The organism is Lactobacillus sp. W8174 (assembly GCF_016100975.1).
GTDB classification, from domain to species: domain Bacteria; phylum Bacillota; class Bacilli; order Lactobacillales; family Lactobacillaceae; genus Lactobacillus; species Lactobacillus juensis.
This window is the reverse complement of record NZ_JACFRN010000006.1, coordinates 111,365-124,854: the sequence shown is the minus strand read 5'-3', so window position 1 is coordinate 124,854 and position 13,490 is coordinate 111,365. Positions and strand designations below refer to the sequence as shown.

At 37.4% G+C, this 13,490-nt stretch carries 6 protein-coding genes and 1 pseudogene; 5 read left to right on the top strand and 2 right to left on the bottom strand.

Translation table 11 applies throughout. The features are described 5' to 3' along the window. A pseudogene (locus H3U49_RS09130) lies at positions 1 to 652 on the top strand (transposase); the annotation flags it as partial. Positions 653 to 697: 45 nt separating this feature from the next. Here the strand turns inward: H3U49_RS09130 and H3U49_RS09125 are convergent. Next, positions 698 to 862, bottom strand: coding sequence for a hypothetical protein (locus tag H3U49_RS09125; protein ID WP_156962767.1), 165 nt, complete (start codon positions 860 to 862; stop codon positions 698 to 700). A 48-nt stretch (positions 863 to 910) separates the two neighbouring features. Further along, on the bottom strand, positions 911 to 1,642 hold the full coding sequence (locus H3U49_RS09120; RefSeq protein ID WP_052697095.1) for a type II toxin-antitoxin system death-on-curing family toxin: 732 nt from the start codon (positions 1,640 to 1,642) through the stop codon (positions 911 to 913). 707 nt (positions 1,643 to 2,349) lie between these two features. On the opposite strand from H3U49_RS09120, the gene H3U49_RS09115 reads away from it, so the two are divergent. The 4 genes from H3U49_RS09115 (at position 2,350) to H3U49_RS09100 (ending at position 13,450) form a co-directional block, all read left to right on the top strand. Next, the gene (locus tag H3U49_RS09115; protein ID WP_198181074.1) at positions 2,350 to 4,842 is read left to right on the top strand and encodes an ATP-dependent Clp protease ATP-binding subunit; all 2,493 of its coding nucleotides are present in this window, start codon (positions 2,350 to 2,352) and stop codon (positions 4,840 to 4,842) included. A gap of 210 nt (positions 4,843 to 5,052) precedes the next feature. Beyond that, entirely contained in the window at positions 5,053 to 8,691 is a 3,639-nt protein-coding gene (gene rpoB / locus H3U49_RS09110) for a DNA-directed RNA polymerase subunit beta (protein ID WP_198181073.1), read from the top strand. A 16-nt stretch (positions 8,692 to 8,707) separates the two neighbouring features. After that, positions 8,708 to 12,367: a DNA-directed RNA polymerase subunit beta' gene (rpoC, locus tag H3U49_RS09105; protein ID WP_109586597.1), complete on the top strand. Its 3,660-nt coding sequence runs from the start codon at positions 8,708 to 8,710 to the stop codon at positions 12,365 to 12,367. Positions 12,368 to 12,937: 570 nt separating this feature from the next. Continuing rightward, positions 12,938 to 13,450 carry an ECF transporter S component gene (locus H3U49_RS09100; protein WP_232347793.1) on the top strand — a complete coding sequence of 171 codons (513 nt, stop codon included), beginning with the start codon at positions 12,938 to 12,940 and terminating at the stop codon, positions 13,448 to 13,450. Positions 13,451 to 13,490: the final 40 nt, after the last annotated feature.

Sequence of the window (13,490 nt, the reverse complement as noted above, 5' to 3'; positions counted from 1 at the left end):
CGCCTGCGGCAAAACAGTTTCTCTGGACCTGAATTTTTACTATCAAGACATTGTACGAGCATGCTTTCCCAACGCTGAGCTTGTGATTGATCGCTTTCACATGGTACAAATGCTTACGCGCTCCTTCAACTCCCTGCGCGTGCAGGTCATGAAGAAATTCAAAAAGACTAGCAGAGAATACCAACTGCTTAAAGCACCCTGGAAACTGTATCTCAAGAAGTACCAGGAACTCGACCAAATTCATCCGCATTACAATTGGAATTGCAAAGACAATCTGACACAAGAGCAGGTAGTCAACGAAGGCATCACCTGCAGCACGGAGCTCACTAATGCCTACAACCTGCTGCAGGCATTTTATGAAGCTTTGGCTGCCAATGATCCGCTGGCAATTAAAGAAGTGATTCATGCTAAAGAAGAAGTTGGCTGGCAAATGCATTAAACCCTGTTAACTTTTAAGCATAACCTGAAAGCAGTAATTAACGGGATAACATTGAATTATTCCAACGGCTGCTTAGAGGGCTTCAATCGCAAGATTAAACAAATTGAGCGCACAGCTTTTGGCTACGCCAACTTCCACAATCTGCTAACCAGGATTAGATTAGCAGAAAACAAGGTAAAAGAAAAAGAACCAAGCAGTTTATTAGCTGCTTGATTCTATTCATTTAAGCTCTATCAACAGGATTTGACAAAGAGCCATTTAAGTTTTACTCAACCTTTTTAAAACTCGTATTAAAGGTTTATTATTCTGAATCTGATTATTTCTATATTCATGTATAAGTTGTTCTTCTTGTTTACTTCTAGGCCTAGATGATTTTCTGATTTGTTCTTCAGAAGGAGAAATTAATCTAAATTTATTTTCCATGATGTTATCCTCCTACCTTCCTAATTCTACAAACTACCACAATTAAATTCAACTGTCTATTATTTTAAACTGTGGAACGTAAGTTATAAGGTAATTAAGCATATCAAAATCTACTATAACATGGTCCTTAATAAATAATTTGACGTTTTCTTCCGAATACTCATCATTAGCAATTTTAAGTGAAACGTTATAGAGCTGTTTTTCTAAGTCCGTTTTTGGCCCTAAATTAAAGATCAAAAAATTATTTTGCAAAAAGTCTACAGTTGCTAATAAAGCTGTTCTTTTGTTCCCATTGCTAAATGCCTGGTATCTGGCGATTGTATACCATAGACTAGCAGCTTTAGTGATTATTGTTGGTAGACGATTTTCTCCGAAAACAATTGAATTCTCAACTCTGTATAATAAGTTTTCAATTATGCCAGGCTCTTTTAAATAATAGTCACCGCTATATGATTCTTCATTAAAAATTTCTTGAGATTTAAAGTTTAGTTCACAAGTTCGTTTTACTGTTAAATAACTTATCGGCTGAGCTATAGCCAGTAACTTCTTTAAACCATTTAAAGTTGGAATTTCCATAATTGATGTACCATCTTCATTTGGCACTATCTTATTCCTATTGCTTTCGGTAGGTATTGGTTTCCACTTTTCTTTGGTAAGTAGTCCTTCACCAATTATTTCAGCAAATTCATTTAATTGCATTGTATTATCTTTTGCGTTGGGATCAAAAGGAAAAATTACAAGTCCATCATATTCTTGGTTTTTATAGTGAAATCTTTGCATACTGTTTCTCATATAAAAATTATATTATGTTCAAATTTTATCATTATCTTTAGGAAGCGTATTGGCATTATAACTTCTTCTGTTTAGTTCTCGAGTATAAATTCTTGTCACTAACCATTTAGAATACTCAAAGCAATAATATAAAAAAACAGTTATAAAAGCTAGTTTAAGGAAATAAATATATTGAATTTTATTAGGTGAAAACAATACATTTATTTTTAGATTAGGGCAACATTTGTTAGCATAACCAGCTGTAATCAATTATTTTATAGTTTTTTAACTTAATGGTTAGTATTCTTCAATGTACGAAATATCTTATACGTCTGGAAAGGCTAAAATCGACTTCATATGTCGAAATTATTGCTATAATCGTTGATATAAAGGTATTTTAAGAACTGAGTACAATATCTGTTTTCCCAATAATATGCAGTTACATTCTCATGTTGGTAATTTATTTTTGCTAGTATGAGAATTTTTAGTTTTTTGGAAGTTATAACAGCCCACTAAGATTCTTGCACAAGTATTCTGTTGAAAAATTATTTCTAATTTAAATAATAAAGAAGGATTGGGTCGCACGAACTGCTTGTATTTGATATAATGATTGCAAAGTTTTTTGACACTAAGATTTCTGCTGCAAACAGAATATTTTACAAATTGTCAAAAAGGTTTATAGTGTATACACGTCATTTTTTAAAGGTGGTGCAATGATGAAAAAATCTTATACAACCAGTGCAAATCAAGTATTAGAAATTGCACGTGAACAAGCACAGAATTTTCATCATCGTTTAATTGGTACTGAACACGTACTACTTGCGATGGTAATTGAATCTGATGGTGAAGCCGGCAAGAATTTGCGGGCCTGGGGTGCAACACCGAAAGCGATTCGTGAAGAAATTGAACGTTATACAGGCTATGGTTCAGCTGGTAAAACCAGTTACATGCAAATGTCACCGCGCCTCAGCATGGTCTTGGCATATGCTGGCACTTTAGCAGAACGTGAGGGTTCCTCTAAGATTAGAACCTGCCATATTCTGTTAGGCATGGTGCTCAATGAACAAATATTGGCATCTGTAATCTTACGTAATTTAAATATTGATCTTGATGGTTTGCGTAATGACATTTTACACAGTTTAGGTGAAGACGAACAAGACATGGATAACAGTGATCAATCTGATGATAGTAGCTGGTCCAGTTTTAATGGCACTGAAGAAAGCACTAATAAAAATTCAAGTACGCCAACTCTTGATCAGGTTTCAGTTAATTTAAACGAACGAGCTGAAAATGGTGAAATAGATCCTGTTATTGGTCGAGATCGAGAAGTAGCTCGAGTTATTGAAATTTTATCCCGGCGTAATAAAAATAATCCGGTTTTAATTGGGGAACCGGGTGTTGGTAAAACGGCAGTGGCAGAAGCGATAGCAACTGCAATTGTTGCGAAAAAAGTCCCACACGATTTATTAAAAAAGCAAGTGGTGTCACTTGACTTAGGTGGTCTTGTTGCCGGCACTAAATACCGTGGTGAATTTGAAGACCGCATGAAAAAAATCATTAAAGAAATCACTGCAAATGGCAACATCATTCTTTTTGTGGATGAAATGCATACTTTGATTGGAGCCGGTGGCGCTGAAGGCTCAATTGATGCAGCTAATATTTTAAAGCCATCTTTAGCGCGTGGCGATATCCAAATGATTGGAGCAACAACTTTTGATGAGTATCAAAAGTATGTCGAAAAGGACCAGGCTTTAGCTCGTCGGTTCCAAATTGTAAGGTTAAATGAACCTTCTCATGCTGAAACTTTAGCAATTTTGGATGGCTTAAAACCAAAATACGAAAAATTTCATCATGTAAAAATATCTCATTCTGCTTTAGAAAATGCAATTGATCTTTCTAGCCGCTATATTTCTGACCGTTATTTACCAGATAAGGCAATTGATTTAATTGATGAGGCAAGTGCTGCGGTTAAGATTAAGTCAGGTAAAGGTTCTAACAATCAGTTATTGCAACTTAATGATCAAATCGAGAAAGTCATTGGCGAAAAGAATCATGCTGCAGTTAACCAGAATTTTGCTAAAGCTGCTCAATTGCAGGAAAGACAAAATAGTTTGCAAAGAAGACAAGATGAATTAACAACAAAGCTAGATGAATCAACTAGTAAAGGTGCTATAGTTCAACCTGAAGATGTTGCTAAAGTAGTTTCTAATTGGACCGGTGTTCCCGTTACCCAAATGAATCGGGATGAAACTAAGCACTTAGCCAATTTGGAAAAAGACTTACATAAGCGCATCATTGGTCAGGACAAAGCAGTTTCTGCTGTCAGCAGGGCGGTCAGGCGAAGTCGCAGCGGTATTAAAGATGAAAATAGACCGATTGGTTCCTTCTTGTTTTTGGGACCGACAGGTGTTGGTAAAACCGAATTGGCAAAAGCAATTGCCGCAGCCATATTTGGTTCTGAAAACAATTTGATTAGAATTGATATGTCTGAATATATGGATCAAATAGCTAATAGTAAATTGATTGGTTCTGCTCCGGGCTATGTTGGCTATGATGAGGGCGGCCAGTTGACTGAACAGGTTCGCCGGCATCCATACTCGGTCGTACTATTTGATGAAGTAGAAAAGGCGCATCCAGATGTATTTAATTTGCTGTTACAAGTTTTGGAAGATGGTTTTTTAACTGATTCCAAAGGACGTAAAATAGACTTTAAAAATACTATTATTATTATGACTTCTAATTTAGGATCCCGTTCACTATTTGAAACTAAGGCTGTAGGATTTAATGCTGATAATACTAGTCAAGTAAAATTACGTCAGGATCGCGTACGCGAAGCACTAAAGCAATTCTTTAGACCTGAGTTTTTGAATAGAATTGACGAAACAGTCATTTTTGATGAACTCAATCAAAAACAATTACGTCAAATTGTTACTCTATTAACTCGTAAACTAATAGATCGTTTGCATAAACAAGGAGTTCAATTAAGAATTTCTCGTGCAGCACTCGATAAAATTGCAAAAGATGGTTATAATCCTGAAATGGGTGCAAGACCGCTGCGACGTGCAATTCAAAAGGATATTGAGGATGAAATTGCCACAATGTTAATCAAGGGTGATCTTATTAGTGGCGATATTCTTAAAATTGGTTGTAGTCATAATCATTTAAAATTTGATATTGATAAAGAAAATAACTTAGTAGGAGCGAAGTAAATTAATTGACACACTTGTAATAGTTTGTTATAGTAATGCGTGATTAAAAGGCTGATTTTCAGGATTTTGCTGATCTATTGTCCAGCAAAATAATAAAGGACAAAAACGACTTTTGTTGTTTTTGTCTTTTTTATGCATAAAATTCCGGCTTTTTGAATTTGTAATCAAAATGTAATATTAGCTTTCTCTGACAGAAAGGGTGTTTTCTCCTTGTTAAACGGACACGTAGTGAATTTTGGCAAACATCGGACAAGACGTAGCTTTTCCCGCATTAAAGAAGTGCTGGACCTGCCTAATTTGACAGATGTTCAAACCGAATCATACCAATGGTTTTTGGATGAGGGTATTAAAGACGTTTTTGACGATATTATGCCAATTAGTGACTTTTCAGGTAAGCTTTCCCTGGAATATTTGGGTTATAAACTGCAAAAGCCAAAATATACTGTTGACGAAGCACGTGACCATGATGCAACTTATGCTGCTCCAATGCACGTGACTTTAAAATTAACCAATCAAAAAACAGGTGAAATCAAAACTCAGGATGTTTTCTTCGGTGATTTACCTTTAATGACTGAATCCGGTTCATTTATTATTAATGGTGCTGAAAGAGTTATCGTTTCCCAGCTGGTTAGATCTCCAAGTGTCTATTATTCTGGTGATTATGATAAAAATGGCCGTCAAATCTTTGGTACTACCGTAATTCCTAACCGTGGCGCCTGGCTTGAATATGAAACTGATGCTAAAAATGTATCTTATGTTCGCGTTGACCGTACTCGTAAATTGCCTCTGACAGTTTTAGTCAGGGCTCTTGGAATTGGCTCAGATGATGAAATTTTAGATGTTTTTGGCCAAAGTGATACATTACAATTTACTTTGGATAAGGATGTCCATAAAAACCCCGCTGATTCTCGTGTAGCTGAAGCGTTAAAGGATATTTATGAACGTCTTCGTCCTGGTGAACCAAAAACAACTGATTCTTCAAGATCACTGCTTTATGCACGTTTCTTTGATCCACGTCGTTACGATTTAGCGCCTGTTGGTCGTTATAAAGTTAACAAGAAATTATCATTAAAGAGCCGCTTATATGGTCAAACTTTGGCTGAAACGCTAGCAGATCCGGATACTGGTGAAATTATTGCGAAAAAAGGTACTGTTGTGACTCATGAAGTAATGGACACACTTGAAAAGTATCTTGACCGTGATGACTTTAAAATGGTTACTTACCAGCCATCTCAAGAAGGCGTGTTACCTGATCCAATTAACGTACAGGAAATTAAAGTTTACTCCAAAGTAAATCCAGAACGCGTTGTCAAATTGATTTCTAATGGTCATATTGATAAGAAAGTTAAATATCTGACACCGGCTGACGTTCTGGCATCAATTAATTATTTCTTCCTATTACAAGATGAAATTGGTACAACCGATGATATTGATCACCTTGGTAACCGTCGTATTCGTCGTGTAGGCGAATTATTGCAGAATCAATTTAGAATTGGTTTGGCTCGTATGGAACGTGTTGTAAGAGAAAGAATGTCAATTCAGGATCCTTCAACCGTTACACCACAACAATTGATTAACATTAGACCAATTGTAGCCAGCATCAAAGAGTTCTTTGGTTCATCACAATTGTCACAATTTATGGATCAGCATAACCCATTAGGAGAATTAACGCATAAGCGTCGTATGTCAGCTTTAGGGCCTGGTGGTTTAACTCGTGACCGTGCAGGATATGAAGTGCGGGATGTTCACTATACTCAATATGGTCGTTTATGCCCAATTGAAACTCCTGAAGGTCCAAACATTGGTTTGATTAACTCTCTTGCTACGTATGCAGTGATTAACAAATACGGTTTTATTGAGACACCGTACCGTCGTGTTTCATGGAAGACACACAAAGTTACTAACAAGATTGATTATCTTACAGCTGATGTTGAAGATAACTATATTATTGCTGGTGCTAATACTCCACTTAATCCGGACGGTTCATTTAAAGATGATCTTGTTTTAGCACGTCACAAAGAAGATAACGTCGAAGTTAGTCCAGATAAAATTGACTACATGGACGTTATTCCTAAGCAGGTTGTTTCGGTTGCCTCTGCATGTATACCTTTCTTGGAAAATGATGACTCTAACCGTGCATTAATGGGAGCTAACCAGCAAAGACAAGCTGCACCATTGATTAATCCTCATAGCTGCCTTGTCGGTACAGGTATGGAGTATCGTGCGGCTCATGATTCAGGAGCTGCTGTTTTGGCTAAAGCTGCTGGTACTGTTGAATATGTTGATGCTAACACAATTAGAGTTAGACGCGATGACAGTACATTAGATAAATATACACTGGAAAAATATCGTCGTTCAAATAATTCAAAATCTTACAATCAAACTCCTAACGTTAATTTAGGTGATAAGGTTGAAAAAGGTGAAGTTATTGCCAATGGTCCGACAATGGATCATGGTGAACTTGCTCTTGGTCAAAATCCTGTTATCGCCTTTATGACTTGGAATATGTATAACTACGAAGATGCCATCATGCTTTCTGAGCGGCTTGTTAAAGATGACGTTTATACTTCAATTAGTATTGAAGATTATGAATCAGAAGCTCGAGACACTAAGCTTGGCCCTGAAGAAATCACTCGTGAATTGCCAAATGTTGGTGAAGATGCACTTAAAGATCTTGATGGTCAAGGTATTGTCCGTGTAGGTGCCGAAGTACATGACGGAGATATTTTGGTTGGTAAAGTTACACCTAAAGGTGTTACTGAATTATCAGCAGAAGAGAGACTTCTTCATGCTATCTTTGGTGAAAAAGCCCGCGAAGTTCGTGATACATCACTGCGTGTTCCTCACGGTGGTGGCGGTATTGTCCGCGATGTCAAAGTTTATACTAGAGAAAATGGTGATGAACTATCTCCTGGTGTTAATACATTAGTCCGTGTATATATTGCGCAAAAGAGAAAGATTCAAGTCGGGGATAAGATGTCTGGTCGTCACGGTAACAAAGGTACTGTTGCTGCAGTTGTTCCCGAAGAGGATATGCCATACTTGCCAGATGGTACTCCAGTAGACATTTGTTTGAACCCAATGGGTGTTCCTTCACGTATGAATATTGGTCAGCTTTTGGAATTGCACCTTGGTCGTGCTGCAGCTAATTTAGGTATTCATGTGGCAACACCAGTATTTGATGGTGCCAGCGAAGACGATGTTTGGGACACTGTTCATAAGGCTGGTATCGATAAAGATGGTAAAACTGTTCTTTATGATGGCCGCACAGGTGAGCCATTCCATAACCGTGTTTCTGTCGGTATCATGCATTATCTGAAATTAACTCACATGGTTGATGATAAGATTCATGCACGGTCAATTGGGCCTTACTCATTGGTTACTCAACAACCTCTTGGAGGTAAAGCACAATTTGGTGGTCAGCGTTTCGGTGAAATGGAAGTTTGGGCACTCGAAGCATACGGTGCAGCTTATACTTTGCAGGAAATATTGACATACAAATCAGACGATGTTGTTGGTCGTGTTAAAGCATATGAGGCAATTGTTAAAGGAGAAAGAATTCCTAAACCTGGTGTCCCAGAATCATTCCGCGTTCTTGTTAAAGAACTGCAATCACTAGGACTGGATATACGTGTTCTTGATATGAATCATAAAGAAATTGAGTTGCGTGATATGGATGATGATTCAAATGAGCATTTGAACATAGACACATTGTCCAAGATGGCGGAAGAGCAACAACGGAAGAAGTTAGCCGAAGAAACCGCTGATTCCGAAGATGATGAAACGGAGACAGAGCAATCTAATGTACCTGTAGATCAATCAGACGATGATAATAAGATTTCTCAATAAGTAGGAGGTTAAACTTTTGATCGATGTAAATAAATTTGAAAGCATGCAAATTGGTCTTGCCTCTCCGAATAAAATTCGTAGCTGGTCATATGGTGAAGTCAAAAAGCCAGAAACTATTAATTACCGTACTTTAAAGCCAGAAAAAGACGGTTTGTTCGATGAAAGAATTTTTGGACCGACTAAAGATTGGTCATGTGCATGTGGTAAATATAAGGGTGTGAGATACCGTGGCATCGTTTGTGATCGCTGTGGTGTTGAAGTTACCTCCTCTAAAGTTAGAAGGGAGCGAATGGGTCATATTGAATTGGCTGCCCCAGTTACTCATATTTGGTACTTTAAAGGTATTCCATCAAGAATGGGACTTATTTTGGATATTTCTCCCAGACTTCTCGAAGAAGTTATCTATTTTGCGGCTTATATTGTAATTGATCCAGGCGACACTGACCTTGAATTTAAACAACTTTTGACGGAAGCTGAGTACCGTGAACAAAAGGCAAAATATGGCAATCGTTTTACCGCAAAAATGGGTGCAGAAGCAATTCGTGATTTACTCCGTAAGGTTGATTTGAATAAAGAAGTTACCGATTTAAAGAAAGAATTGGAAACTGCAACCGGTCAAAAACGGACTAGAGCAATCAGACGTCTTGATATTCTTGACGCCTTTAAAGATTCTGGTAACAAGCCTGAATGGATGGTTATTGATGCTGTTCCGGTTATACCACCAGATTTAAGACCAATGGTCCAACTAGAAGGTGGTCGGTTTGCAACTTCTGATTTAAATGACTTATACCGTCGTGTTATCAACCGTAACAACAGGTTAAAGAGATTACTTGACTTAAATGCTCCTAATATTATTGTGCAAAATGAAAAACGGATGTTGCAAGAAGCCGTTGATGCATTGATTGATAATGGTCGTCGTGGTCGTTCTGTGGTTGGACCAGGTAATCGTCCACTTAAATCTTTATCACACATGCTTAAGGGTAAGCAGGGACGTTTCCGTCAAAACTTATTAGGTAAGCGTGTTGACTATTCAGGTCGTTCAGTTATTGATGTTTCACCAAAGCTTAAGTTCTATCAATGTGGTGTTCCTCGCCCGATGGCTCTAGAATTGTTCAAACCATTTGTAATGCACGAATTAGTTAAACGCAAGATTGCTACAAATATTAAGAGTGCTAAGCGTAAAATTGATCGTGAAGATGATGATGTCTGGGATGTACTTGAAGACGTGATTAAGGAAAGAACGGTATTATTAAACCGGGCTCCTACTTTACACCGTTTGAGTATCCAAGCTTTTGAACCTGTTTTAGTGCCGGGCAAATCAATTCGTCTGCACCCTCTTGCCTGTGAGGCTTACAATGCCGACTTTGATGGTGATCAGATGGCTATCCACGTGCCACTATCTGACGAAGCTGTTGCTGAATCACGGATGCTAATGCTGGCTGCTCACCATATTTTGGCTCCTAAGGACGGTAAGCCAATTGTTACTCCATCTCAAGATATAGTTTTGGGTAATTATTGGTTAACTCAAGCTGAAAAGGGCCGTGAAGGTGAAGGAATGATTTTCAACTCACCTGATGAAGCAACCGTTGCATATAATAATGGTGACATTCATTATCACACCATTATTGGGATGTCAGCTGATTCGATGCCAGAAAAGGCATGGCCAAAAGGATATGAACATGGTATTTTTGTCACTACTTATGGTCGAATCATTTTCAATCAGATTTTCCCAGATGACTATTTCTATGTTAATGAGCCAACTGAAGAAAATTTAAATAACCCACTTGCTTCCAAGTATTTCTTGGAACCGGGCGAAGATATCCATGAAAAAATTGATAGTGTTGCAAGTGATTTGATTTCTACACCGTTTAAGAAATCATTCCTGTCTGATTCAATTGCTACAATTTATAAATATTATAAGGTTCAAAGAACATCTGAATATCTTGATGACTTAAAGACTTTAGGTTATACCAGTTCAACTACTTCTGGTATTACAATCGGGATGACCGATGTTCCTGAAATCCAAGATAAAGATGAAAAGGTTGCTAAAGCCCATAAACAAGTAGATATTGTGTCTAAACAGTTTAGACGTGGTTTAATCACTGAAGATGAGAGACACGACAGGGTAATTAGCATTTGGAATGATTGTAAAGATCAAGTTCAAGATGAAATTGCCCAGATTTATGACCCACGTAATCCTATTACTATCATGGCCGATTCAGGAGCTCGTGGTAACATTTCCAACTTTACACAGCTTGCTGGTATGCGTGGCTTGATGGCTACACCAAACGGTGGGTTGTTCGAAATTCCAGTTACTTCTAACTTTAAGGAAGGTTTGTCAGTTCTAGAATTATTCATGTCTACTCATGGTGCTCGTAAGGGAATGACCGATACCGCCTTGAAGACTGCTCAGTCTGGCTACTTGACTCGTCGTCTAGTAGATGTTGCACAGGATGTTATTATTCGTGATGATGACTGTGGGACTGACCGTGGCATTAATGTTCATGCAATTATGGAGGGTGACGAATTAATTGAACCGCTCTATGATCGTTTACTTGGCCGCTTTACTGCCGAAACAGTGAAGGATCCAAAGACTGGAGCTACAATTGTTGGTCGCAATGTCATGATGGATGAAAACTTAGCACATCAGATTTGTGATGCTGGTGTAACTAACGTGAAGATCCGTTCGATCCTAACTTGTGATACACCACATGGTGTTTGTCGCAAGTGTTACGGTATGAACCTTGCCACTGGAGAAGAAGTCGAAGTTGGTGAAGCAGTTGGTACAGTTGCTGCTCAATCTATCGGTGAACCTGGTACTCAGCTTACTTTACGTACTTTCCACAATGGTGGTGTTGCAGGTGCTGAAGATATTACGCAAGGTCTTCCTCGTGTGCAGGAATTGTTTGAAGCTCGTAATCCTAAGGGTCGTGCGATAATTTCTGAAGTAGATGGAGTAATTGATTCAATTCAGGAAAATCCTGCTGAACATACTCGTGAAATTACTGTTAAGGGTAGGATCGATACTAGAAGTTACAGCGTGCCTTATACTGCTTCGGTAGCTGTTGCTGAGGGTGACGAAGTTCATCGCGGTGACAAGTTGACTCTTGGATCTATTGATCCGAAAGAATTAATTCAGGTTACTGATACATTAACTACTGAAGAGTATATTTTGGTCGAAGTCCAAAAAGCATACAGGATGCAAGGTGTTGATATTTCAGATAAGCACGTTGAAGTATTAACTAGACAAATGTTGCAAAAAGTTCGTGTGCTCGATCCTGGAGAAACTGATCTTTTACCTGGTGAGGTAATGGATATCAATCAGTTTAAGGAACGTAACAAAGCTGTGATTATTTCTGGTGGTATTCCTGCAACTGCACAAAGTGTAATTTTAGGTATTACTAAAGCCGCTCTTGAAACCAACAGTTTCTTGTCAGCTGCTTCCTTCCAGGAAACAACTCGTGTTCTAACTGATGCTTCTATCAGAGGAAAGAATGATCCGCTACTTGGATTAAAAGAAAATGTTATTATTGGTAAGATAATTCCAGCTGGTACTGGTCTTCCGATTTATCGTGATATGGAACCTGAGTCAGATGTAAAGAAACCTAAATCTGTTTATTCAATTGCTGATATTGAGAAAAAGATGAAGGAAGCAGACCAAGCTAAGGAATCATAATCTAAATTAATTAAAAAAACTGTTCCGTTAGAAAATACTAACGGAACAGTTTTTGTTTACCCAAAATTTTTACTTTAAAATCTGACTATAAAATATGTGATATTGTCCATAAAATAATGCCAACTATCAGAAAAATTCGAAGTATTTTCATTAACTTCAGTATTGCTTGGATACCAATGGCTGAATATTAAACTTGGATATACGGTAAGCACGTGGAATGATCATAAAATGAATAACAGACAGTCTTGTTAATGACTAACTGTTGACATCATAAATAATAAATAATAGAAGTTGCCGCAACTGGAGTTATTATAAATCCGGTTATAAATGTTGGTTAAACGCTGTAATCATCAATATGTTGTAATTTCCTAACTTTGAAAAATTTACTCATAATAATAAGAAGTATGCCACTAGGTATTGCTGCGGATAGAATATATTAAATTTCTACAGATTATGTCTAAGGACAAATGTAACAAAATTAATACTATAATTTGGAATTTTATGAATAATTAGTGATATTATGATTAAAAAATGATATAATCAGAAAAAATAATGAGAGGGATGTTGAAGTTGAGGGAAAATGATTTTTCTTTAAAAAGACTTGTATTATTGGCATTATTAACTGCGATCAACGTCGTTGTTAGTCGAATTTTCATTATTCCAATGCCCTTGACTCATGGAAATATTAATTTATGTGATGCAATTATTTATTTAGTAGCACTTTTGTTTGGTCCTGTAGCTGGAGGCATAGTTGGTGGCCTTTCCGGGTTTTTACTTGATCTTCTGGGTGGATATGGCCAGTTTATGCTTTTTTCTCTTGTTGTCCACGGTTTAGAAGGCTTCTTTGTAGGATTAGTCTTTAAGTACTGGAATTTAAGAAATCAAATAGTCAGAGGGGCAATTGCTGGAGTAGTAGGAGTATTTTTTATGGTAGCCGGCTATTTTATCACTAATACAGTTCTTTATACATGGGCCGCAGGTTTTGCCAGCCTCTTTACAAACACAATTCAAGGAGTAGTTGGGGTTGTATTAGCAATAGTACTTTTGCCAAGTTTTCAGAACTTGATGGCAAGATACAGTTAATACATACTTGAAAAAATAATTTTAATGATTTATAGGAGCT